Consider the following 23,082-nt stretch of genomic DNA (forward strand, 5'->3'; position numbering starts at 1 on the left):
TAATGGACATACAATAAAACCTTCAATCCCACCTATTGGGAATGAAGGTTTATTTTAGTTTGCTCTTACTGTTCTATTTCTCAAGCCCCAAACTACCGGCATACTTCTTCGGTACAAGATGTAATTGGCGCGCTAAATCTTGCGGCCAATAAGACAATGGAGCTGTATCCTGCTTCGCCATTTCAAGTGCTTTGACAACATCGATGACACCATATCCGAAGTATTTGTCATGTCCTTTGTCGCCTAGATCTTGAGCAGACTTTCTCATAATTTCATAGACATCGGTATTTTTCAAATTAGGATTAGCGGATCGAATTAACGCAGCGAGTGCTGTCACATGCGGACTAGCCATGGATGTACCTGATAGGGCAGCATACTGATTGTTGGGATACGTACTGGCAATGGTAACACCAGGAGCAGTTACATCAATATAATCGCCATAATTGGAGAAGGGTGCTTTCTCATTCTGTGAATCTATAGCGGCCACTGCAAATACCTCGGGGTAAGCTGCTGGATATCCAGGCTGTTCGGTATTATCATTTCCGCTAGCCGCGATGAGTGCGACGTCCTTATCGTAAGCATATTGAATAGCATCATGTAGAAATCCTGAATCTGCGTAATTGCCAAGACTGAGGTTCATAACCTTTGCACCGTGATCCGTTGCCCAAATAATCCCTTGAGCGACGGAGTAAGTACTGCCTGCACCTGTCTGATCCAGAACTTTAACGGGCAGCACTTTGTTAAACCAGGTCATCCCAGCAACACCTAGTTGATTATTGACAAGTGCTGAAATGACACCTGTTACATGTGTGCCATGACCAACATCATCTTGTGGATTATCATTGCCACTAATGACGTTGTAACCAGGCAGTAATTGTCCTTGCAAGTCTGGGTGTGCCATATCTACACCAGTATCAACAACAGCAACAATGACATTATTTGCGCCGCGATTTAGCTGCCAGCCTTGCAACGTTTCGATCAGTGGCAAGTTCCATTGATATCTTTGATATAAATTATCATTGGGCATGAAATTTGAAGAAACTGGTGTTTGATTGCTATCTGAATTGGTGTTGGAAGAGTTTGAATCTGTTCGTTCTTGATCATCATAGTAATCGTTGGTCATATATAGGAAGTGTGGTTCAACATACACAACATTCCATTTAGCAAAATAGGCGATTAATGACTTGGCGTCTCTATCACTCGTACGGAAAACGTACGTATAGCCTAATTTTTGTGCCGATGTTGCATGGATCTCTTTTTTAATTTGACTGAGTTGAGCTTCTGTTGGATCCATTTTGAAACGGACGACGACTTCATTCTGTTGATAGTGGCTAGTCCCTTGATTATCTTCGGGATGATCGACAATCTTCTCATTTAGCGTATTCGTTTCAACAGCTTTAACTTTCCAACGGTTCTCATTAGGATAAGGCTCAAGTCTTAAATTTTTCATTTGATGATCGGTTACTTGTGCAAGCACATCTTGATGAATAACCCCAATAAGTGAATCTTGACCATGGGTTGAAGGGGTTCCTTGGACGAAATAAACGTGATGTCCAGCACCAAATTTAGGTGACTGGTAAATCTTGCCCCCGTCAACGGTAGTTTTCGCTTCTTTCAAATAGGTTGCGGCCTGCTCTTTATAAGAAGGGGGAAGTTCTCCCGATTTGATGCCTTGCTCCCAAGTTTGACCGCGTTTGGACCATACAAGCACATCCATTTTCTCATGGTGATTTCGCATGTTTTTCAATACATTGGTTACAGGTTCACCGCCTTCAATCTGACCGAGCATGGTCGTGAAATCAATAGCGCATTGACTTCTGCAAAGTTCATCTGTCAGCTTCACGTCTTGTTCTAGCAGCGCAAGCTTGGACGTTGTTTCATACTTCGCACTATAGACCTCTGGACCTGGCTTGGTGCGATGCACAGGCTGCTGAGGAAAGAGGATAACCCCTAGTCCAAGAACAACCGCAATGGTGGAGAGATAACGCCACATGATCATGCCCTCCTTTTTTTTGTAGAAAAGACCAACTCATCAATAAAAACATAGTATCTACGAGTAGGGTTAGGCGAGGGGTTATCTTTTATGCATGGCAACTGGTGTTTTACATATACCACTTCGGGATAAATTATGGTAGGATAGAAGTAGCGCAATTATAGGAGGTCTTCTAACATGGCTGTTTTTAATGTGAAAAATGTTTGTGATTCTACACGTACGAAACTTAAAGAAACGACGGCCAAAATGGAACTGTTTCTTAATCAACATTCGCTATCACTGTTAAATGTGGAAAATGATCCGGCAATGGATGAATTTTACCGCGGGTATTTACAGGATACTCGTCATCTTCTCGTTTTTTGTGAAGTGGCTTATGAAAAATTGGGCGTTAGCTTAAGACGTCCTACTTTTAATGTTGATTTTTCGGAAAAAGTGCTCTATGAGGTATACCATACATGTGTTAATACCTTCTTCTATCCTAAGAACGAGTGCTACTCCGAAGATGGTCGTTACGCTTATACAGGACAAGATGCGATTCGTTTCCGCAAGAAACCATCACGTGAAGTACGTGATTTAACAATCGAATTGTCCAAGGTATTTGAAGAGCTTCGTGAAGATCTTGCTTACTATGAAACAGATTACATTACACAGCGCCGTATGCAAGGCGAAAAAGTTTAATCAATTACAAAGAAACCTACAAAGGGATGCGGCCACAACGCATCCCTTTTCATATAAAAGGGAGGGAAACGTCATGGAACTAAAACATTTAGTCAGCGTTAGCAAGGATATTATTAAGCTGAATCAACATCCTAGTGGAGGTTACGTGGCTTCTCCTCTTTTTTCAACTTATTCCTATAGTTGGCTGCGTGATGGCTCTTTTATTGCGAATGCTATGGATCGTGTTGGAGAATCGAAAAGTGCGGAACAATTCTACCGCTGGGTGCATCGTGTTCTGAATGACAAACGCCCGCGGCTTACAGAGTTAATGCGAAAACACGAGAATAAGGAGTGGATCGATCGTTCCGAATTTTTAGGGACAAGGTATCAGTTGGATGGACGCGATGATCATTCCGAATGGGGTCACTTCCAATTAGACGGTTATGGGGCTTGGATTTGGGGGCTAGTAGAACATATACGCTTGACGGGTCATCCTACACTTCTAGAAGAGTTAAGGGAAAGCATTGAGATAACATTAGATTATATCATGACATTCTGGCACTATCCGAATTTTGATTGCTGGGAGGAATATCCTGATTATGTCCATCCAGCGACGTTGGCTTGCTTATATGGAGGACTAAAGGCGCTAGGTGAACTAGAAGGACGTCCGGCCTTGATTGAGAAAGCTGATCTCATCAGACATTTTATACATACCCATGCTGTTCATGACGGGCGTTTCGTGAAGTCCATTCATTGTGTGAATGAAGTCTGGCAACCTGCGCTGTTCGGTGTAGACGCAAGCCTAATGTGGCTCGCCTTACCATTTGGTGTATGTGAACCAGGAGACCCGATTATGCTACGAACGGTGCAAGCAATTGAGGCTGATCTCAAGCATGGAGGGATACAGCGGTACATCGAGGATCGCTACTACGGTGGTGGTGAATGGCTCTTGTTGACTTCCTGGTACGGATGGCTTCAGTTTGAACTGGGGAACAGGGAGGAGGCACAGCGTTGCTTAGATTGGATAGCAAATAAGGCTGATGCGCTTGGCAGGTTCCCGGAACAAGTCGCTGATAACCTCCGCGAACCTTCCGAATATGCAGAGTGGATTGCCAGTCATGGCGATCCTGCTCTCCCGCTGCTATGGTCACATGCGATGTTCTTGGTCTTATCTGACAGACTGCAATAAGGATAGATCACTCCTGTGGCGGGCAAATTGTTACTGGGGGTGATGATGATGCCAGCAGTCAAATGCGCAGTATCCAATTGCGAGTACTGGACACAGGGAAATAACTGTCATGCAGACACGATTATGATTGAAATTGATCAGCACGCGAATGCCAGCTACAATGAAGAATTTGCTTCAGAGGAATCTTTTGATACTACTCATCATGATAATGCAACAAAAGCAGCCAATACGTGTTGCCACACGTTTAAAGCTGCGACCAAACATTAGGTATGTGTAACGCGGAGGTAGCATGAATAAAGAGGAACGTTCTTTAGACAATGCCACCAAGGAGCGATACCAGAAGAGTCAGCTTCGCATCGAAAGCGGACTTCATGCCCAAGAAGAATATGCAGCAGAGATTGCTGTACCTCAGGCTAGAATGAATCGCAGAGATGAGTCAACCTCGACCGTTTCTGATGAGGAAGTCGCTGAGCTCGTTGAAGCTGTAACACGCAATAAAGCAGTGGGATATGTTGCACTGTTTGTTGCTTTGGCCTCTTTATTTGTATGGCCAGTTTTGCTTGGGATTTCAGGTATTATACTCGGTGTTATTGCTTTTGTAATGGGAAATAAGAGCATTGGCTCTTGGTCCGTTGTCCTAGGTTTAATTGCCGTTGCCGCCTATTTTTTATTAATTCCATACTATTCCTAGCAAGGCGAGCAAGCTGAGAAATCGGCTTGCTTTTATTTATTTTTCTGAAGAAAAGGTGAAAAAGAGCTCAAGAATGCCATTATTCCAGTGTATAAGCGCAAGAAGGGCTCATTTTAATGTGTTTACGCCCATTTGCTCGTACTATTTGGCTTCAAGTGTCATATTCGCACCTTTGAATGATTACAGTATTATTATATAATGAGTAGTGATATTTAATCTAATTAAAATCGAAAATTAAGGGAGGTGTACCTACTCTCCTGGGTGCAGCTTTTGCACTTGTTAGGGGATAGGTAAGGTATTGGAAGATCCTTTGCCCGAAACGTTAATCAGTTTTCTGTTAATGTTTGGACTAGTGTTGTTAAACGGTTTTTTTGTCGCAGCAGAATTTGCAATGGTGAAAGTGCGTGGAAGTCGGATTGAATCGCTTGTCGGTGAAGGCCGGCGAAATGCGAAGTTTGCTCAAGGAATTATGAATAATCTTGATGCTTATCTTGGTGCGTGTCAATTAGGAATAACACTCACCTCATTAGGACTTGGTTACGTAGGTGAACCGACGTTCGCCAAAATTTTAGAGCCTTTATTCGCTCCGCTGGGACTACCAGACTCCGTTTTTCACACGATTACATTTATTATCGCTTTTTCTTTAATGACTACTCTTCATATCACGTTAGGTGAACAGTTTCCTAAAACGTATGCGATTCGTAAAGCGGAACAAATTACGCTGCTCTCTGCAGGACCCATGGTATTATTCTATAAAATGATGTACCCGTTCATTTGGACATTAAATGGCATTTCGAATTGGATGTTGCGCCGTGCTGGGATTGAGCCTACAACGGAACACGAATCTGCGCATACGGAGGACGAAATTCGAGTCCTGATGCAGGAAAGCCACAAAAACGGACTAATAGATAACACAGAGCTCACGCTTGTTGATAATATATTCGGATTTGCTGAGACGACAGCACGCGAAATTATGATTCCACGTACAGAAATGGAATGCTTATATGCAGGACTTTCTTATGCGGAGAACTTAGCTATCGCGATAAAAGAAATGCGAACACGTTACCCCGTGTGTGATCCGGATAAGGATAACATCATCGGTTTCGTTCACATTAAGGATTTGCTGAAGCCAGATGCCAACCTCAAAGGCATTAAGAAAATTATTCGACCGATTACCACAGTACCTGATTCCATCCATATCAGTGATCTACTGAAAATGATGCAGAAACGCAAGAGCCAGATGGCTTTGCTCATTGATGAATACGGCGGTACATCAGGTTTAGTGACGTTGGAAGACATTATGGAAGAGATTGTTGGTGAAATTCAAGATGAGTTTGATGAGGAGCGCCCAACGATCGAAATGAAAGATGAGCATACATTCTCCATTGATGGACTGTTGTTAATTGATGAAGTTAATGAATACTTCGGACTAGAGATCGAGTCGGATGATTACGATACGATCGGTGGTTGGATTTATTCCCAAACCGAAATTCCTCCTAGCCGAAATCAACAGGTAAGTTATAATGACGAGTTTATGTTTATCGTTGAAGAAACCGATCATTTGCGCATTTCACGTGTCACAGTGAGAAGATCATTGAATGACAATGAAATGCTGCAACAGAATATTTCTTGAAAGGCAAGAGGGGACAGTCACTAGACTGTCCTTTTTTTCTACCCTTTTAGAATAAAAGTATAGTCGTCAGGGCTCAAAACGTGTACAATGAATACATCGAAAATGAAAAAGCGAGGTCTGAGAATGAACAGCATCACGAATACCCAAGGAATTGACCCTAGAGTGTTGAAGGAGCTGCTTCAGCTTCAGACAATGAGTAAATTAAGTCTTTTCGCCGATAACCGCTCAACATCTAGCTCAGACGAAACCAATGATTTTAGTGAGCTTTTGAACACGTTGATGGGCCAAACTGTAGGTACAGAGACGGACGCGTTAGATGCCTCTGCACTAAATCAATCGTTAAGCGAGTTGCCAAGCGCATTAGGCGCTTTGAATAAATCATATACACCTTTGCAGTCCCTCTCTCAGTCAACGAATGCGGCGCAGTTTGAAGGACTCATTGGTCAAGCGAGCTTGAAATATGGCGTAGATACCTCCTTAGTTAAAGCGGTCATTCAGCAAGAATCTTCGTTTAACCATCAGGCAGTTTCATCCGCAGGTGCCAAAGGATTAATGCAGCTAATGGATGGAACAAGCAGCGGTTATGGGGTTACGAATCCATTTGATCCGAAGCAGAACATAGATGCTGGTACACATTTCCTAAGTGGATTGTTGAAGAAATACAATGGGAACGAAGGCGTTGCGCTTGCTGCTTACAATGCTGGGCCTGGCCGAGTCGATCGCTTAGGGATAAAGACAGATCAGGATTTGGCCATTAAGCTGCAGTTCTTGCCAAAAGAGACACAAGCTTATGTTTCGAAAGTGCTCGATCATCGTACTAAATTTGCTCAATAAATACGGTTCCAATGGGCTGGTTTTCGCATGTTCTATGCGGAGATCGGCTTTTCGCATTGTTGCCTATTTACTTGAGTTCTCATCGGATATAAGTTTTAATAGGAAAAAGCATCCTATGAAACAAGAACCAATTAGTTTAGAGGTATGAAGGGGAATCTGCAAATCATGCTTTATATGGATTACGCGGCAACGTCGCCGCTTTATGAAGAAGTCATAGCAACTATCGCGGAAGTGATGAAATCCCATTATGGAAATCCATCCTCGATTCATCGTCTTGGTGTAGAAGCAGAAAAGCTTCTGCAGAGCGCGAAGGAAGTCATAGCTTCCTCGCTTAAGGTATCAACGAGTGAAATCATTTGCACATCTGGCGGGACGGAGAGTAATAACTTAGCGATTAAAGGCGTAGCCTACAACTATATGCAACGAGGCAAGCATCTGATTACTACACAAATCGAGCATCCATCCGTTAAGGAAGTATTTGCAGGACTTGAACAAGAGGGCTTTCGTGTTACCTATTTGCCTGTCTCTAAGACTGGTAGAGTGCAGCTAGAGGATCTGCAAGCAGCAATTTGCGAGGATACGATCCTTGTTAGCATCATGTATGTGAATAATGAGATTGGTACGATCCAACCGATTCAAGAAATAGGTCAGTACCTCGCGGGTTTTCCGAAAATCATCTTTCATGTGGACGCCGTGCAGGGTATTGCTAAGCTTCCGCTAGAACCGAAGGCATGGGGAGTTGACCTCTGCAGTGCTTCTGCACACAAATTTCGAGGGCCTAAGGGTGCGGGGGTCTTGTATCGGAGAGCAGGCGTACAGCTCAAACCATTGCTTGCAGGCGGGGGACAAGAATTTGGTGTTCGATCTGGTACGGAGAACGTCCCTTTAATTGTAGGAATGGCCAAAGCGCTCCGAATCAGTATGGATAATCTCACATCCAAAATAGCTCGCAAGTACGCGCTGAGACAGCAATTGTTAGCAGGAATTGCTGCAATACCTGAACTGGCGATTACAGGTTCTGAGTTCGAGCAAGAGATGGTTCCTCATATTGTTCATTTTACTTTCGCAGGGATGAAGGCAGAGGTTGTTGTGCATGCTCTTGAGCAGAAAGGGATCTACATTTCGACGAGATCAGCCTGCGCATCAGGAGAATCAGAACCCAGTGAGGTCATGCTGGCATTGGGGTATCCGCGTGATTTGGCAGCGAGCGGCTTAAGAATTAGCTTTTCAGATGAACATCAAGCGCAAGATATAGCGCAGTTTCTGCGCTCATTACAAGAGGTGGTCAAGGAGCTTGCTCCCATGAGAAATCCATCAGTCATCCAAAGGGGGAAGCGAAAATGAAACCGGATTGTTTAATATTGCGCTTTGGCGAAATGATGCTAAAAGGTAAAAATCGCAAGCGATTTGAACAAAGTGTTATGATTCAAATTCGTAAAGTTTTAAGTTCTTTTCCTGATCTTAGGTATATTCCTGAGTTTGGACGCGTATATGTGGAGCTAGGGGGTGCCGCTTATGAACAGGCTACTGCTGCTTTACAACGTGTATTTGGACTTGCATCTTTTAGTCCAGCGTATCATGCGCCCTTAGCATTAGAGTCGATTCAAGAAACGGCACTGCGGATGATTCAGGCATTACCTCAACAACCTTCAACCTTTAAGGTAACAGTTCGCAGGGTTAACAAAACCTTTCCACATGACTCTCAACAGATGAATTATTTGGTTGGTGGTTATGTACTTCAAGCAATTCCGGGGTTACAGGTGGACGTTCGAAAGCCTGAGGTAGAATTGCGTGTAGAAATCCGAGAGGATAAGGTTCTTTTGTATGTAGAAGTCATTGAAGGAGTTGGGGGATTCCCGTCAGGAACGAGTGGCAAAGCGTTACTCATGTTGTCTGGAGGTATAGATAGTCCTGTTGCAGGCTGGTTAGCTATGCGAAAAGGTTTAACAATGGAGGCTATCCATTTCCATAGCTACCCTTATACGAGTGAACGGGCAAAGGATAAGGTCATTCAGCTTGCGAATCAGTTGGCAGGCTACACGGATTCCCTAAAGCTTCACATGGTGTCTTTTACGGAGGTGCAAACCTCCATTCATCGTGAGTATCAGGATAATCTGCTGGTCACGCTCATTAGGCGGGCTATGTACCGAATTGCAGAACGCATTGCTGTGCGTGAAGGACTCGGAGCCATAGTTACTGGCGAGAGCTTGGGGCAAGTTGCCAGTCAAACTCTGCCAAGTCTCAATGCCATTGGTCGTGTGGTCACCTTACCGCTCCTACAACCGTTGATGATGATGGACAAGCAAGAAATTATTGGTCTTGCTGAATCGATTGGGACTTTTCCTATTTCGATATTACCCTATGAAGATTGCTGCTCCTTATTTCTTCCACCATCACCAAGTACAAATCCTAATTTGACCTTGGTGGAGAAGCTGGAAGCTAGCATGGGTTTTCTAAATGAGCTAATTGACAAAGCGGTCTTAGAAACAGAAACTATTGAAATCGTACATGGACAATTGAAACAGGAAACTACCGCCCATTTATTCTAACTCCTCGATGCCGCTGTGATCGCATCCTTTCCAATCACTTGCTCTCCATGTTCGCCAGGAGGTCGTGAAGCAATGATTGATGCGCTACTTTTATTTCTGCAGATTATGTTAATCAATATCGTTCTGAGCGGTGATAATGCCGTTGTCATCGCATTAGCTAGCAAGAATCTTCCCCTCGAGCAGCGAAAACTTGCAATTTGGTGGGGGGCTTTCGGTGCAATTGCGCTGCGCTTAATATTGACACTTGTAGCTGTAAGTTTGCTTTCAATTCCGTTTATCCAAGCTGGTGGCTCTATCTTGCTCTTATGGATTGCGGTTAAGCTTCTTACGGATGAAGATGGGCATTCGAATGTCAAAGAAGCTGCAACACTTGGCAAAGCGATTTGGACCATTATCGTTGCAGATTTCGTCATGAGTTTAGATAATGTATTAGCTATTGCAGCTAAAGGTAACGGCAATAATACGGTCATAATTTTAGGTATTGGACTAAGTATCCCTATTATTATTTGGGGAAGTACACTCGTAATGAATTTGCTGCAGAAATACCCGATATTGGTATTTATCGGAGCGGGCATACTTGGTTATACAGCAGGGGAAATGTTTGTGAAAGATGAGAAGATGATTGATTGGCTGCTGCATGATTATGAGTTTTTACATGTTTGGATCCCCGTTATGGCGACCATCGTCGTAATTGCGGCAGGGGCTATCGCCAAAGGGGTACGTATGCTTCAATTAAAGACACGGAATGAATGAGTTATAAGCACGCTGACCATCGGTCAGTGTGCTGTTTTTTTTGGCCAAGTGTAAGCCCAGAAGGACCAGCCATAGATGAAGAGGAATAAAACGATTAATACAGTGGAATACCTGTACATCAAGGCATAACTGCCACTCCAGTTGGCGATGGCCCCTAGCGCCATAGCACCTAATCCAATGCCTAGATCGTTGGCTGAGAAGAAGGTTCCATTGGCTGCACCTCGCCGCTCAGGGGAAGAACGCTGAATCGTCCACGCCTGTAGAGCAGGTTGTATGGAACCAAAACCTACGCCATAACATAAGGCTGCAATAGCTAGGTTAGTATTAGAGTGTGCATAAGAAAGCAAAATCAGGCCTGTAATCGTAAATGCCGCGCCAGGGAGCAGAACCCACTCCGGCCCTTTGCGATCAAAGAGTACACCTGTGAGGGGACGTACGAGTAGAACCATACTGGCATTGCATAAGAAGAATAAACCAACATTAGGGATACCGGTTTCTAAGCCGAACAAGGTAATGAAGGTTACAATTCCTCCGTAACAAATTGCGCTGCATAGCAGCAGGGCAGAAGGGAGGAGTGCGCTTTGTTCCCATAAACGATCTACAAAGCGAGTTCGTTGGCGAGATTTCACGGGTGGAAGCGGCTTCGGATACGTAATGAAAAGCGAGCTAAACAAAGATAAAATCGCAAGGATGGTTGAGATTAAAAGCACATAAGAAAACCCAATGGACTGCATAACCCACAGGCCAGTTAATGGACCGACTGCCATAGCTAAGGTGTTGGATAGCCCATAATAGCCCATGCCCTCACCGCGGCGTTCAGGAGGGATGATATCTGCTATTATGGTTCCAAGCGATGTCGTTGACAACCCCCAGCCGATGCCATGAACAAAACGTGCGGCTAGAATAAGTGTAACTGCTGCGATATATGAATATCCAGCAATCGTGAGTGCGCAAATCGCTAACCCGACGAGAAGAACATGTTTTCTCCCTAGATGGTCTAATGCTCTACCCGCGAATGGTCGTGTCAGGAGCGAGGAAATGGTAAAGATCCCAATGACAAGTCCAACCTGTATGTTGTCTCCGCCTAATTGTGATAAATGAGTAGGTATCGTCGGGATCAGCATTTGAAAACTAAAAAACAGCAGTAAATTTGCAAGTGATGTGACTAGAAAGGCTTTGGTCCAAAGTGGTTTCCGCTGTGTCTTATTGCTTGTAATGGTTTGTCCCATGATACCTCCCCAGTTGTACATCAGAAGACCATTTGCCGAGGCTTATAGGGTTCTGTGCGAGCTTTAGTATACCCAGCCAAATGGATTCGAACGCAAAGAATGACACCGATAAACACCTAGCATTTTCATGTCATGTAAGCTAAAATATTTGTTGAAGGGTGTCGATTAATGAGTCGACTGATCCTACTCAACATATGTCCATTTAAGGGGGGATTCGTATCGCTAGAAATAGCTACTCCATTGGTATTTTATTTATTGGCTTGGCTGTTTTATTGTTGCTAGGCAAATTAGGAGTCTTCCATTTGTTGCTCTCCTTTTTTTGGCCGCTTATATTACTTGTGCCAGGGCTGCTCTTTCATTTATTGTATTTCAACCGTCGCTTGCCAGCTGGCGTTCTCGTTCCTGGCGGAATTTTAACCACATATGCCCTTATGTTTTTCTTTTGCAATTTATTTGGTTGGGGCTCAATGGCCTATATTTGGCCAGGCTTCATTCTAGGTCCTGCCATTGGCTTGTATGAACTTCACTTGTTTGATCGGGGGAGTAATCGCGGCATTTGGATCGCAGCTATGGTATTAGGGATCATTTCGGCAGCGCTTTTTGCCTTGACCTTACTAGTCAAACTAGGGATTTATGTAATCGCTTTGATCCTTGTTGTAGCAGGACTTTCCATGATTTTCCGGAAACGAAGATTATGGTGATCTCACCTCTTTCCAGTTAAAAGTTTTGATTTGTGTGCCTTTTTTCTTGCATAATGTCGAGAAACTGCGTATACTAAGTGTAAATGTCAAGCGTCGGCGCTTATGTCCGACGCTTGTTTTATGAACAGAGACGAAAATTATAGGGTAGAGAGGGTTTGACATTCATGCACGCAAGAGACAAGATTCGCAACATTGCCATTATCGCTCACGTTGACCACGGTAAAACAACACTCGTAGATAAATTGCTTCAACAATCCGGAACATTCCGCGATAACGAAGCTATTCAAGAAAGAGCAATGGATTCCAACGATCTAGAGAGAGAACGCGGTATTACCATTCTTGCAAAGAATACGGCGATTAACTATAAAGATTACTTGATTAACATTGTAGATACACCAGGGCATGCTGACTTCGGCGGAGAAGTTGAACGTATCATGAAAATGGTAGACGGCGTATTGTTGGTTGTTGATGCTTTCGAAGGCACAATGCCACAAACGAAATTCGTACTTCGTAAAGCACTTGAGAGCAATCTTTCTCCAGTTGTTGTTGTAAACAAAATTGACCGTCCGAACGCTCGTCCACAAGAAGTTGTTGACGAAGTTCTTGACTTGTTCATTGAACTTGGTGCTACTGACGAGCAACTTGATTTCCACGTTGTATATGCATCCGCATTGCAAGGAACTTCAAGCCTTGATCCAGAGAAACAAGATGATAACATGGAAGCTATTTACGAAACAGTCGTTCAGCACATTCCATCACCAACGGAAGATGTTGAACAACCATTGCAATTCCTTGTTACATTGATGGATTACAATGAGTACTTGGGTCGTATCGGTGTAGGCCGTGTGAACCGCGGTAAAATCCGTCAAGGTCAAACAGTTGCTGTTATGACACGTGAAGGTGGACAAAAGCAAGCTAGAATCGAGAAGCTTTTCGGTTTCTCAGGCTTGAAACGTATTGAAATTGAAGAAGCAGCTGCAGGGGATATCATTGCAATTGCAGGTATCAAAGATATTAACATTGGTGAAACGGTAGCTGATCCAGCGAACCCAGAAGCATTGCCAGTATTGAAAATCGATGAGCCAACTCTTCAAATGACATTTATCGTAAACAACTCGCCTTTCGCTGGTCGTGAAGGTAAATGGGTTACTTCCCGAAAAATCCGTGAGCGTTTATACAAAGAGCTTGAAACAGATGTTTCCTTGCGCGTTGAAGATACAGACAGCCCGGATGCATTCATTGTATCTGGCCGCGGTGAGCTTCACTTAGGTATCCTAATCGAGAACATGCGTCGTGAAGGCTTTGAATTGCAAGTTTCCAAACCAGAAGTTATCATTCGTCAAATCGACGGACAAAAAATGGAGCCGATTGAGCATTTGATCATCGACGTTCCAGAAGACAGTATGGGTTCCGTTATGGAGAGCTTAGGTTCTCGTAAAGCCGAAATGGTCAACATGATCAACAACGGCAGCGGTAACGTTCGTCTAGAGTTCAAGATCCCAGCACGCGGTTTGATCGGTTACAGAACGAACTTCCTAACGCTTACTCGCGGCTACGGAATTATGAACCATGCTTTTGACAGCTATGGTCCATACCAAGGAGCAGGCGTTGGCGGACGTCACGAAGGCGTACTCGTTTCCAGTGAATCCGGCGTATCTACACTATACGGAATTCTTTCTGTCGAAGATCGCGGTATCTTGTTCGTTCATCCGCAAACAGAAGTTTACGAAGGTATGGTTGTTGGTGAGCATACACGTGACAATGATATCATTGTTAACATTTGTAAAGAAAAAGCAGTAAACAACATCCGTTCCGCAAATAAAGAAGAAACAGTAAAAATGAAAACACCTCGCTCGTACTCTTTGGAGCAAGCTCTTGAGTACTTGAATGATGATGAGTATTGTGAAATTACACCGAAATCAGTTCGTATCCGTAAAAAGATTTTGAACAAGAGCGAGCGCGAGCGTGCTGAGAAGCACCGCAAAACAGCGGAAGCTAACGTTTAATTCACAAAGAATTCGAATAAAGGGAAATGTGGGCTTTCTAGCCGCATTTCCCTTTATTTTATTGTCGTTTTAAGGGATAATGAGGAATGACTTATCTTGAATGACTTAACCTATTAATGAAATGGAGTGTATGTTCGTTGACTGCCCTGAATGAATGGTTTGCCAATCACCTCTTGATCACGTATCTGTTAATCTTTGTTTTCATGTCTTATGTGTACAATAAAGTGTTTCGTACGCGCAAACTACCTGTACTCAAAACAGCCCTAATTTATGTGCTATTAGCACTCGGTTCTGTGATGCTCCTCGTATTCCAAATCGTTGGGTTGCCTATTGTACTTTGCTTGGCTGTGGCGATCTCTTTGATGTTCATGGTGAGAATCCGATATTTTATTGAAAAGAGAACCGGCAAAAGGCCGACCTAACAAGTAAGGAGTTCATGCTATATGACTAGATATTGGTTAACACCTATTCTTAGTTATTCGCCGCTCGTGTTGGGGGCTGAGCGCATGAGTTGTATGCCTGACGCAGAATTTGAATCGTTCCGTCAGCTTGCAGACAGGCAACATCCTCGCTTACTTCAGATGTTTAAAGCGAGCCTGCTGCTCAGTGATGAAGAAGAAATATGTGGTTCAGACCTCGTAGAACTAGATTTGACGCAAGCAGGTAACCTTGTATTTGATGGTGAGCCATTTCATCTTTCACACTGCGCAGAAGCCTTTCTGGACCGTTTATTGACTAGGCAGGAGTCGAAGGTGCTATTAATGGCAATGGATGAACAAAGGCAAGCTAGTAATAGGATGTATGACGTGTGGATCAAACAATGGTTGGATTGGTTAGATACTGGTTATGATATTGTTCTACTAAGAGAGGATGGACGATGAGATGAAGCTAGGGGATGCTTTTTTCAATTGGCTGCAAATGCATATTGTTTCTCAAGCTCGTCCTGAGGATGAAGCGGCGAAGGAAACGTTGGACTTTTTTGCACTTATTTTAGTTGAAGATCACGGAGTTAGTAATCTTGAAGTGCTGCCAATCGAAGATCCGATGAAAATATGGATTGGTTATGACCATGAAGGGGAATATCATAAGCATTGTTTCGATCGCGAGAGTGCTTCAAAGCTGTTGGATGATATTAACTCGAATCCCATATACAATAATCAATAGCGGTTAACGCTATGGACATCTAGGGACATAACTTTACCAATTCAACGTACACTAAAGTATATCTAAGGATTGCCCCATGGAATTGAAAATAGATACATAATGGTGGAACGCTTGGCACTCGCTATGCTATACTGTAAGTGTAAGGAGCGTTTTCAACCACCTAGTAGGAGGCGCAAACGATATGGCTGAACATCTAACAGCTGCACCGATGCAATGGAAAGATAGCGCCCGCACGATCAATTCAGCTGAATATGCGAAAGCTTGTGAGAGCCGAGATGCCCTTTTTTCACTCGGCCAAGTTTTTGATGCGATAAAAAAAGCCTAGATCTGCGTAAGCAGTCAGGCTTTTTGTCATCTTCAGCGATTTATCGGGCTGGAACCTGTGGGCTATCCCCATTAGGACCTGCGTTATCAATATCTGGATCATTGCGGATATCACGCGGCAGTTGTGGTATCACACGACCAACGATATCAGCCATTTGTTCTGCAAAGCCTGTGATCGGTCTTCCCGCTTGAATGTTATCCCGGATGTTGCGTAAGCGTTGATCTAAATCCATATCAGCTGTCACGATCGCATTTACACCATAAGGATCCTTCTTGAGTGCTTCGGCTACTGAATATTTAACGGTTCCGACTCGGGCTCGATCAAGCTCCTTCTTAATATTAATGCCGACGACAGCTGTATTGCCGAAGACGACGCAATGTGCGCTTTCAACCTGAGGGATACCCAATGCTAGGTTTTCCAAATGCGCTGCAACTGCCTTAGAATCTTTGATCTCTAGCTTTTGCGGAGCAATTTGTTGAACTTTTACTTGTTTTTGATTCGTATCTTGAGAGGGGGCACCACTTTTCGGCGCTTGACTGCAGCCTACCGCGAGGATCAGTATCAGTCCGCATACGTATATTAGTCTCACCAGAATCGTTCCCTTCTTTCCTTGAATCTCGCGTTTAGTTTGTCCTGTACAGTTAGGTTGTATGTATGAATATAACCAATGATCTAACGCCAAATCTGGGAGGGGACACACCAATGAAAAAAATTTACGTGTTAGATACCAATGTACTGCTTCAGGATCCCAATGCTTTATTCGCATTTGAAGATAATGAAGTAGTCATACCCGCCGTGGTGTTGGAAGAAATCGATTCTAAGAAACGAAATGCGGATGAAATCGGTCGCAATGCCAGACATGTCTCGAGATTACTAGACGGATTAAGAGCCAAAGGCAATTTATCTGATGGTATAACACTTGGACATGGCGGCAGCATTAAAGTGGAGCTTAACCATCGCAGCTTTGCGAAGCTGCAAGATACGTTTGCTGAATTAACGAACGATAATCGCATTCTAGCGGTTGCACTGAATTACCATTTGGAAGAGCAAGAAAATGATGTGGCAAGACCAGTCGTTATTGTTAGTAAAGATACGTTGGTCCGAATCAAGGCGGATGTACTGGGCATTCCGGCACAGGATTACTTAACGGATCGAATTGTGGCTCAAACCGATATGTATACCGGGTATATCACGCTCTTTGTTCATCCTTCGATCATTGATGAGTTCTATTCGTATCGCTTCTTGACCGTTACATCGCTTAACTTGAGCTATATGTTGCATCCGCACGAATTCGTAATCCTGCGCGATGAACTGGGCTCTTCCAAGTCCGCACTGCTCAAAGTTACACCAGATGCCAAAAAACTTGAGCCGCTTTACATGAGTAATGATCCCATTTGGGGAATTGCCGCGCGTAATGCGCAGCAGCGAATGGCTCTTGAGCTTCTGCTCAATGACGATATCCCGCTCGTCACCCTAACTGGGAAAGCGGGTACAGGAAAAACGCTGCTTACGTTAGCTGCGGGGCTGATGAAAATTGAGGATGATCGTAAATATAAGAAACTGTTAATTGCTCGTCCGGTCGTCCCGATGGGCAAGGATATCGGTTACCTGCCTGGTGAAAAAGATGAAAAGCTGCGCCCTTGGATGCAGCCGATCTATGATAATTTGGAATACTTATTCGATACCAAAAAACCAGGTGATATTGAAAAAATACTTGCCGGTCTAGGCAGTATTCAAGTAGAGGCGTTAACGTATATTCGCGGCCGTTCTATACCTGGGCAGTTTATTATTATCGACGAAGCGCAGAACCTCTCAAAACACGAAGTGAAAACGATTGTATCTCGTGTTGGTGAAGGTAGTAAAATCGTTCTCCTTGGTGATCCTGATCAAATTGACCATCCTTATCTAGATGCATCGAGCAATGGGCTTACGTATGTGGTAGAACGCTTTAAACAGGAAGGGATAAGCGGACATATCACATTAGAACGTGGCGAACGCTCACACCTTGCTCAATTGGCAGCAGATTTACTCTAAATAAAGAAAAGCCCACATCAGCCGATGTGGGCTTTTTGCTCGTTTTAGCGAAGAATTTCGATGCTGCAGCGATAAGCTTTAGCGATTCCTTGCATGAGCTCTTCGAGCTGACGATCAACGACATACACGTCGTGGTCGCCGTCTTTATACTGGGCGATGAGATGCTCTTCAACCTGAAGGGCTGCTTGATCAACCTCGACAGAGGGACTATTCGCAGTGAAGCGGAAAGGAATGACGATTTTATCATACAAATAGTTGTGTTCTGCACGACTAGTGAACCCGTAGTCACTGAACAAATCCGTCAATTCTGCATCCTCAGCTAGCAAGCGGAGCTCCATTACTGTGGTTTCAATGTTAAAATGGGCCATTACGTCAAGCGCAGCACGTTGCTGCTCTTCGTTACTGACAATCAACATTTCTTTATCGCGATCGAATAACTCGACTTTGCCGGCAAGTGCTTTGACGATTTGGGCATAGAAGCCAGGTATTTTTCCGTCGGGTAGATCCATCATTAGGCCAATTTTGAAATCCATTTTTGTTATTCCTCACTTTTCCATGCATGATCCCTATTAGTTTACAGAGATAATTTGAGTTTCACAACTGCCACACCTTTTTTGGTTTCGACACTGATTACATCGAGGTAGCTCACTACTTTTTTCGGTACAAATCCTAATGAAAATTCCTTCGTAAAGTCTGCGATGGTTGTATCTGGCAGCTTAAAGCTGTTAAATTCAAGATTATTTACAACAAAGCGGACTTCATTCAAGTTTTCTGTGTTCGTGAGAAGGATGAAGTTCCCTTGTATGGATATCTGCAACTCACCTTTTTTGCCTGTGGCGACCATAGCGCCATCTTTGAATTCAAAATTCAACGTTTTCAGAAGCTCGCTCTTTGAGTGAAGATACGTATTGAAATCTGTGTCTGTCAGATTGACAACTGGTGTTGTGGAGGTGACGCTAATATACTTATTGTCAGACATAAGAAATTGTGGCAGTTCACGGAAGGCCACAGATAAATTGTCTAGATAATCTCTCGCCAAAGGCAAGCCTTCTTGCTTCCATTGATCGTTCAAGCTCTTGATTTGGGTTGCAATGACCTGTGCTTGTGCACTGACAGCCAGTTGTTTGTCCAACTCTTCTTGGAGCTTAACGAGCCGTTCACGCTGTTGCAGGAAATTTTCTTTGGTTTTCTGCAGCTCAGTGCGAGAATTAGCTAGTTCCGTTTGTAACGTAGTGAGCTTCTGAAAGGAATCCATGAACTGTGCTAGTGAGCGATGGTCATTCGTGATGATCATCTGTAAGTATTCGAACATGCGTAAGACGTCAGTAAAGGAGTTTGCCGCGAAAAGAAGCATCCAGATTGAGTCTCGATCTCCTGTATAGTACGCTCGCAGCACCTTGCCAGCATGCTTGCGAGTTGCATCCACATTACCGCTTTGCTTTACGATATCTTGTTCATTTTGTTTAATTTGCTCACCGATTTTGGCATCCTGTTCGTTAAGACGAGCAACCTCTTTATCGATTTCGAAAATAGTGAGCCCTTTCTGGAGCAGTTCCTTGGCTTCGTCTTGAGACGGCTTAGTTTCTTCGGCCAATACGCCACCAGAAGGTAATGCGAGCTGTAGTAGCAAAACAATGGACAACAGCAAGGCTGTGAGTTTTTTAGAATTCATTGATGGTATTCTCCCCCTATGAATAGATTATCATATTTCTATTAAATGAAGCACAAAAAAATACTTACCTTTGGGGAAAGGTAAGTATTTAACTCCATGCCTATTTCTTGGCGGCTGGTGTTAAGAGTTTGAGAATATCATCAAAACTCTTCACTTTAGCAGGAATTTCCTTTGTCAGAGGTGCGCCTTGATTAATCGCATCAGTGGTTTGATGGAGGGTAATATGATTGTCGAGGACTTTACCAGCTAGCGTCACTGTAAATGTAATATCCAGCGTCTGATCACGAATAAAGCCTTGATCATCGATCGCGATCTTCATGCTGCTCGGTGCTTTGAGTGCTATTGCAGCCATCCCACTTTTCTTGAGTGCGTCTGCTTTGTCAGCAGTTAATAAGCCGTTAGTTTGCAAAGTACCAATAAACTCCGGTAATTTGGCTTGAAATTGGGTATTGATTTCTTTTGCATTTTTGGTAGTCAGATCAACTTGAATCGATTTAGCTGATGACCCGTCTGTAAGCTTAACTGGTTCTTTGGCTTGCTTAAACCACTTCGCATCTAGTCCATCGAAAATCAATTTCGTAAGAGCAGTAGAAACTTGAGGCGTATTTTTCAACGTGTCAGCGGTAAGAGGGCTAGCTGTTGTGACACTCATTTTTTGTAAATCAATTGCGTAAAACTCATCAGCTGTCTTATTTAAGGCTGGCATATTAAAATACAATTTGCTATCTTTAATGAGAATCGGTAGGTCGATGGGGGATGTTGATCCCTTTGGCGTTATTCGTAAGTCTGATTGATATTGGAGGGGTTCTACTTGGCTAATACCTTTCCATGTAATTGTGCTTTCTCTGATCAAAGATAACAAACCGTTGGTAAGAGGGTTGGCTGATTTCATCAAAGCATCACTGATCACGAGAGTTGTGCTGCCATCGAAAGTATAAGATTTCAATTCCGATTGTTTGTTTAGGGATTGCTGAAATGCTTCTTTAACTTGCGTGTTGTCTGTGCAAGCGGTCAACGAGACTAGGCCAATTGCCGTTATCGCTGTTAGGGTCATCCACTTCTTTGTCATGCGGGGCTGTCTCTCCTTCCATAATCCTTTATCATTATAAGGGTTTCCTATTCATTTGTCTGTAAGTAAAGAACTGGGGGTTTTACAATCGTGAATCAACTAGGGCCTACTAGTGTTGTCGCAGCGCTAAAGGAACGTATCTGCTCGACACTAGAACAAAGAATCTCCTTTCGAGACTATATGGAGATATGCTTATATCAGGATGTAGTCGGTTATTACCGGAAGGATCTAATAAAGATAGGTAAACAGGGTGATTTCTATACAAGCTCTTCCATCGGTACCGTAATGGGTGAAATGGTTGCCACTTTCCTATATAACCATCTGCGAGCTCAGTTCAATCTGTTTCCTCCTATTGAAATTGTTGAATGGGGGGGAGGCAATGGGCGAATGGCGCTCCAATTGCTTAATGAAATGAAGCGGGCTGCGCCAGATGTCTATGACATGTTGACGTATACACTTGTTGAATCCAGTGCCTATCACCGCCAGTTGCAACAAGATAGTCTTGTCGAACACGTGGAGCGAATTCGTTTCTTGGATGAAGCAGCTTGGTTAAATGAGCCTCCTTGCAACAATGTGTATGTGTTGGCCAATGAATTGCTGGATGCCTTCCCAATTCACCGCCTGCAATACAAAGATCAGACTTTTCATGAATCATATGTGATATGGCAGGAACAAGAGCCTTGTTGGCAAGAGAGTTGGTTACCTCTTCAACCTGGACGCATATTAGACTACCTCAATACATTAGAAGTTCAATGGCAAGAGGGTCAAATTAGTGAACTGAATCTAGAGGCAGTAGATTGGTATGTTCGACTTTCGAACCGGATGTTAAGTGGGTGCGTCATTACTATCGATTATGGAGATGTCGAGGAGGAGTTGTACGCCACTCATCGGCATCAGGGGACATTAATGTGCTACCGCAAGCACGAGGCGCATGATAATCCTTTTATCGATCCAGGTGAACAGGACATTACTGCGCATGTTAATTTCAGCTTATGCCAGGAGGCGGCGGTCTCCGCAGGATTTGAGTCTTTTGTGTTTCAGACGCAGCGTCAGTTTTTAGTGGAGCAGGGCATTTTGGAAAAACTGCAAAATCATTTCGATCCGAATCCATTTAGTGAAGTATCCAAAAGAAATCGTTCGATCCGACAATTGCTGATAAGCGATGGTATGAGTGAATTGTTTAAAGTGTTTATTGCCATTAAAAAAGGTGAACCGGCATAATTGCCGATTCACCTTTTTGTTCGTCATCTGCATTAGATGGACATTTTGAAAAATGACCAATACGTAAATCCGCTGAAGGAGATAATCATGTATCCCCAGAACAACAATATGTAAGTACGTTCAGACAAGCGCATATAGCCTAGAATTACGAATACGGCAGTTTGAAAAAAGAAAATCAGAGACATAGGTATCATATCGCCAGCTAAGCTCATTAGTGCGATAACAAGTGTCCAAAAACCTAGAACCCGAAACATGCGATCCATTCTCGTTACATCCCCCTCTCGTACCACGTTGCACAATAACTACAACACATTATACCGTTTGAACTAAGTGGTGTAAACCGTCAAACGGTGACGAAATTGAAAACATTTCATCATATAGACGTAGTATGTCTTTTTATACGAATCCCATGTATGAGGGTCAAAAAATTTGGCAATACCATTTAGTATCAAATAGATTCTATGAACTCTAGTACGGGCATAGAAATAGTAATAATGGCAACGAATCAATTGATACCTGACTGATTAATTGATTCTTCTTTATGATGTATCCGCGGGGTAGGAGAGAATTCGATCACGGATCGTAAAGCTCCCTATATTATGTTAGGAGGTTTGGCCTTATGTCGGCGATTAGACAAGATGCTTGGAGCGATGAAGACGACTTAATTTTAGCGGAGTTGACATTGCGTCATATCCGAGAAGGTAGTACACAATTATCTGCGTTTGAAGAAGTTGGTGAACGCATTGGACGAACCGCGGCTGCGTGTGGGTTCCGCTGGAACAGCTTTGTACGGAAGAAATATGAAGCAGCCATTCAAATTGCGAAAGCACAGCGCCAGAAACGGACGCAGCTGAAAAAGCATGCACCCGTTTCGATTTCCGGATCTTCTTCCATTGGTTTATTGGATAGTCCAGATGTTTCGGCTAGTAAGAATGAAGTGTTTACTGAAGAAACGCTATCTATTGATGCAGTCATTCGTTTCTTACGGCAATGGCGCAGTACCTATCAGGATATGAATCGTCATATCAAAACGTTGGAGAAAGAACTGCAGGACAAAGAGGATGAACTCGATAGACTTGGCAGAGAAAATAATAAGCTGAATAAACAAGTGAATGAAGTTGAAACCGATTATCGCGTCGTGAATGATGATTATAAAGCGCTAATTCAAATCATGGACCGTGCTAGGAAAATGGCCTTTCTCGTTGAGGAAGAAGAAGAAGAGAAACCGCGCTTCAAAATGGATGCAAATGGTAATTTAGAGAGAGTAGATTAATCTAAAATTACTTGGAATGAAAAGCTGCAAATCAAGGTGAGCCTTGGTCTGTGGCTTTTTTGCTGTATAATAGAGGATACATAGAAAAA

At 43.4% G+C, this 23,082-nt stretch carries 25 protein-coding genes; 18 read left to right on the top strand and 7 right to left on the bottom strand.

All coding sequences use genetic code 11. From position 1 onward, the window contains the following. Positions 1-73: 73 nt before the first annotated feature. Positions 74-1,993 (bottom strand): S8 family peptidase, encoded by a 1,920-nt coding sequence (locus tag ASG89_RS28290; protein WP_057314607.1) that lies wholly within the window; start codon positions 1,991-1,993, stop codon positions 74-76. Positions 1,994-2,170: 177 nt separating this feature from the next. Here ASG89_RS28290 and ASG89_RS28295 point away from each other — a divergent pair, with 177 nt between their 5' ends. The 9 genes from ASG89_RS28295 (at position 2,171) to ASG89_RS28335 (ending at position 10,299) form a co-directional block, all read left to right on the top strand. Then, on the top strand, positions 2,171-2,671 hold the full coding sequence (locus ASG89_RS28295) for a YpuI family protein (protein WP_028558040.1): 501 nt from the start codon (positions 2,171-2,173) through the stop codon (positions 2,669-2,671). 73 nt (positions 2,672-2,744) lie between these two features. After that, positions 2,745-3,839, top strand: coding sequence for a glycoside hydrolase family 15 protein (locus tag ASG89_RS28300; RefSeq protein ID WP_057314608.1), 1,095 nt, complete (start codon positions 2,745-2,747; stop codon positions 3,837-3,839). 15 nt (positions 3,840-3,854) lie between these two features. Beyond that, positions 3,855-4,106, top strand: a complete 252-nt coding sequence (locus ASG89_RS28305) for a DUF1540 domain-containing protein (RefSeq protein ID WP_414813298.1) — start codon at positions 3,855-3,857, stop codon at positions 4,104-4,106. Positions 4,107-4,128: 22 nt separating this feature from the next. Next, the gene (locus tag ASG89_RS28310) at positions 4,129-4,530 is read left to right on the top strand and encodes a hypothetical protein (RefSeq protein WP_057314611.1); all 402 of its coding nucleotides are present in this window, start codon (positions 4,129-4,131) and stop codon (positions 4,528-4,530) included. Between the two features lie 340 nt (positions 4,531-4,870). Next, a complete protein-coding gene (locus ASG89_RS28315) occupies positions 4,871-6,163 on the top strand; it encodes a hemolysin family protein (protein ID WP_057314845.1) in 1,293 nt (430 codons plus the stop codon). Between the two features lie 87 nt (positions 6,164-6,250). Further along, positions 6,251-6,997 (top strand): lytic transglycosylase domain-containing protein, encoded by a 747-nt coding sequence (locus ASG89_RS28320; RefSeq protein ID WP_235549964.1) that lies wholly within the window; start codon positions 6,251-6,253, stop codon positions 6,995-6,997. 165 nt (positions 6,998-7,162) lie between these two features. Then, the gene (locus ASG89_RS28325; RefSeq protein ID WP_057314614.1) at positions 7,163-8,341 is read left to right on the top strand and encodes a cysteine desulfurase family protein; all 1,179 of its coding nucleotides are present in this window, start codon (positions 7,163-7,165) and stop codon (positions 8,339-8,341) included. Further along, positions 8,338-9,546 (top strand): tRNA uracil 4-sulfurtransferase ThiI, encoded by a 1,209-nt coding sequence (gene thiI, locus ASG89_RS28330; RefSeq protein ID WP_057314615.1) that lies wholly within the window; start codon positions 8,338-8,340, stop codon positions 9,544-9,546. The genes ASG89_RS28325 and thiI overlap by 4 nt, the downstream gene beginning before the upstream one ends. 72 nt (positions 9,547-9,618) lie before the next feature. Further along, positions 9,619-10,299, top strand: coding sequence for a TerC family protein (locus ASG89_RS28335; RefSeq protein WP_057314616.1), 681 nt, complete (start codon positions 9,619-9,621; stop codon positions 10,297-10,299). A 23-nt stretch (positions 10,300-10,322) separates the two neighbouring features. On the opposite strand, the gene ASG89_RS28340 is transcribed toward ASG89_RS28335, so the two are convergent. Continuing rightward, positions 10,323-11,549, bottom strand: coding sequence for an MFS transporter (locus ASG89_RS28340; protein WP_063868190.1), 1,227 nt, complete (start codon positions 11,547-11,549; stop codon positions 10,323-10,325). Between the two features lie 281 nt (positions 11,550-11,830). On the opposite strand from ASG89_RS28340, the gene ASG89_RS28345 reads away from it, so the two are divergent. From ASG89_RS28345 to ASG89_RS36790, 6 genes are all read left to right on the top strand, one after another. Further along, the gene (locus tag ASG89_RS28345) at positions 11,831-12,229 is read left to right on the top strand and encodes a hypothetical protein (RefSeq protein WP_235549965.1); all 399 of its coding nucleotides are present in this window, start codon (positions 11,831-11,833) and stop codon (positions 12,227-12,229) included. A gap of 164 nt (positions 12,230-12,393) precedes the next feature. Beyond that, a complete protein-coding gene (gene typA, locus ASG89_RS28350) occupies positions 12,394-14,235 on the top strand; it encodes a translational GTPase TypA (protein ID WP_057314620.1) in 1,842 nt (613 codons plus the stop codon). A 146-nt stretch (positions 14,236-14,381) separates the two neighbouring features. Beyond that, positions 14,382-14,657 (top strand): YlaH-like family protein, encoded by a 276-nt coding sequence (locus ASG89_RS28355; protein ID WP_057314847.1) that lies wholly within the window; start codon positions 14,382-14,384, stop codon positions 14,655-14,657. Between the two features lie 21 nt (positions 14,658-14,678). Then, positions 14,679-15,116: a hypothetical protein gene (locus tag ASG89_RS28360; RefSeq protein WP_057314621.1), complete on the top strand. Its 438-nt coding sequence runs from the start codon at positions 14,679-14,681 to the stop codon at positions 15,114-15,116. A gap of 1 nt (position 15,117) precedes the next feature. Beyond that, positions 15,118-15,399: a hypothetical protein gene (locus ASG89_RS28365; protein WP_057314622.1), complete on the top strand. Its 282-nt coding sequence runs from the start codon at positions 15,118-15,120 to the stop codon at positions 15,397-15,399. A 181-nt stretch (positions 15,400-15,580) separates the two neighbouring features. Then, entirely contained in the window at positions 15,581-15,724 is a 144-nt protein-coding gene (locus ASG89_RS36790; protein WP_157276848.1) for a hypothetical protein, read from the top strand. Positions 15,725-15,764: 40 nt separating this feature from the next. Here the strand turns inward: ASG89_RS36790 and ASG89_RS28370 are convergent, their stop codons facing one another. Next, complete coding sequence (locus ASG89_RS28370; protein ID WP_057314623.1) at positions 15,765-16,313, bottom strand: YhcN/YlaJ family sporulation lipoprotein; 549 nt, start codon at positions 16,311-16,313, stop codon at positions 15,765-15,767. Positions 16,314-16,426: 113 nt separating this feature from the next. On the opposite strand from ASG89_RS28370, the gene ASG89_RS28375 reads away from it, so the two are divergent. Further along, positions 16,427-17,758, top strand: a complete 1,332-nt coding sequence (locus tag ASG89_RS28375) for a PhoH family protein (protein WP_056609685.1) — start codon at positions 16,427-16,429, stop codon at positions 17,756-17,758. 44 nt (positions 17,759-17,802) lie between these two features. On the opposite strand, the gene ASG89_RS28380 is transcribed toward ASG89_RS28375, so the two are convergent. From ASG89_RS28380 to ASG89_RS28390, 3 genes are all read right to left on the bottom strand, one after another. Further along, positions 17,803-18,291, bottom strand: a complete 489-nt coding sequence (locus ASG89_RS28380; protein ID WP_057314624.1) for a hypothetical protein — start codon at positions 18,289-18,291, stop codon at positions 17,803-17,805. Positions 18,292-18,332: 41 nt separating this feature from the next. Next, positions 18,333-19,430, bottom strand: coding sequence for a hypothetical protein (locus ASG89_RS28385; protein WP_057314626.1), 1,098 nt, complete (start codon positions 19,428-19,430; stop codon positions 18,333-18,335). A gap of 100 nt (positions 19,431-19,530) precedes the next feature. After that, the gene (locus tag ASG89_RS28390; RefSeq protein WP_057314627.1) at positions 19,531-20,499 is read right to left on the bottom strand and encodes a hypothetical protein; all 969 of its coding nucleotides are present in this window, start codon (positions 20,497-20,499) and stop codon (positions 19,531-19,533) included. Positions 20,500-20,589: 90 nt separating this feature from the next. Between ASG89_RS28390 and ASG89_RS28395 the strand changes: the two genes are divergently transcribed. Beyond that, the gene (locus ASG89_RS28395; protein ID WP_057314629.1) at positions 20,590-21,720 is read left to right on the top strand and encodes a class I SAM-dependent methyltransferase; all 1,131 of its coding nucleotides are present in this window, start codon (positions 20,590-20,592) and stop codon (positions 21,718-21,720) included. Between the two features lie 32 nt (positions 21,721-21,752). On the opposite strand, the gene ASG89_RS28400 is transcribed toward ASG89_RS28395, so the two are convergent. Then, positions 21,753-21,983 (bottom strand): DUF2626 domain-containing protein, encoded by a 231-nt coding sequence (locus tag ASG89_RS28400; protein ID WP_028558057.1) that lies wholly within the window; start codon positions 21,981-21,983, stop codon positions 21,753-21,755. Positions 21,984-22,339: 356 nt separating this feature from the next. Between ASG89_RS28400 and ASG89_RS28405 the strand changes: the two genes are divergently transcribed. Next, positions 22,340-22,993, top strand: a complete 654-nt coding sequence (locus tag ASG89_RS28405) for an RsfA family transcriptional regulator (protein ID WP_057314631.1) — start codon at positions 22,340-22,342, stop codon at positions 22,991-22,993. The last annotated feature ends 89 nt before the right edge of the window (positions 22,994-23,082 follow it).

The organism is Paenibacillus sp. Soil766 (genome assembly GCF_001428105.1).
GTDB lineage: Bacteria > Bacillota > Bacilli > Paenibacillales > NBRC-103111 > Paenibacillus_E.

Bases quoted from the DNA above. Each gene is read 5' to 3' on its own strand.
- ASG89_RS28290 (WP_057314607.1), bottom strand. From the start codon at position 1,993: ATGTGGCGTTATCTCTCCACCATTGCGGTTGTTCTTGGACTAGGGGTT.
- ASG89_RS28295 (WP_028558040.1), top strand. From the start codon at position 2,171: ATGGCTGTTTTTAATGTGAAAAATGTTTGTGATTCTACACGTACGAAA.
- ASG89_RS28300 (WP_057314608.1), top strand. From the start codon at position 2,745: ATGGAACTAAAACATTTAGTCAGCGTTAGCAAGGATATTATTAAGCTG.
- ASG89_RS28310 (WP_057314611.1), top strand. From the start codon at position 4,129: ATGAATAAAGAGGAACGTTCTTTAGACAATGCCACCAAGGAGCGATAC.
- ASG89_RS28315 (WP_057314845.1), top strand. From the start codon at position 4,871: ATGTTTGGACTAGTGTTGTTAAACGGTTTTTTTGTCGCAGCAGAATTT.
- ASG89_RS28320 (WP_235549964.1), top strand. From the start codon at position 6,251: ATGAATACATCGAAAATGAAAAAGCGAGGTCTGAGAATGAACAGCATC.
- ASG89_RS28325 (WP_057314614.1), top strand. From the start codon at position 7,163: ATGCTTTATATGGATTACGCGGCAACGTCGCCGCTTTATGAAGAAGTC.
- thiI (WP_057314615.1), top strand. From the start codon at position 8,338: ATGAAACCGGATTGTTTAATATTGCGCTTTGGCGAAATGATGCTAAAA.
- ASG89_RS28335 (WP_057314616.1), top strand. From the start codon at position 9,619: ATGATTGATGCGCTACTTTTATTTCTGCAGATTATGTTAATCAATATC.
- ASG89_RS28340 (WP_063868190.1), bottom strand. From the start codon at position 11,549: ATGTACAACTGGGGAGGTATCATGGGACAAACCATTACAAGCAATAAG.
- typA (WP_057314620.1), top strand. From the start codon at position 12,394: ATGCACGCAAGAGACAAGATTCGCAACATTGCCATTATCGCTCACGTT.
- ASG89_RS28360 (WP_057314621.1), top strand. From the start codon at position 14,679: ATGACTAGATATTGGTTAACACCTATTCTTAGTTATTCGCCGCTCGTG.
- ASG89_RS28365 (WP_057314622.1), top strand. From the start codon at position 15,118: ATGAAGCTAGGGGATGCTTTTTTCAATTGGCTGCAAATGCATATTGTT.
- ASG89_RS36790 (WP_157276848.1), top strand. From the start codon at position 15,581: ATGGCTGAACATCTAACAGCTGCACCGATGCAATGGAAAGATAGCGCC.
- ASG89_RS28375 (WP_056609685.1), top strand. From the start codon at position 16,427: ATGAAAAAAATTTACGTGTTAGATACCAATGTACTGCTTCAGGATCCC.
- ASG89_RS28380 (WP_057314624.1), bottom strand. From the start codon at position 18,291: ATGGATTTCAAAATTGGCCTAATGATGGATCTACCCGACGGAAAAATA.
- ASG89_RS28385 (WP_057314626.1), bottom strand. From the start codon at position 19,430: ATGAATTCTAAAAAACTCACAGCCTTGCTGTTGTCCATTGTTTTGCTA.
- ASG89_RS28390 (WP_057314627.1), bottom strand. From the start codon at position 20,499: ATGACAAAGAAGTGGATGACCCTAACAGCGATAACGGCAATTGGCCTA.
- ASG89_RS28400 (WP_028558057.1), bottom strand. From the start codon at position 21,983: ATGGATCGCATGTTTCGGGTTCTAGGTTTTTGGACACTTGTTATCGCA.
- ASG89_RS28405 (WP_057314631.1), top strand. From the start codon at position 22,340: ATGTCGGCGATTAGACAAGATGCTTGGAGCGATGAAGACGACTTAATT.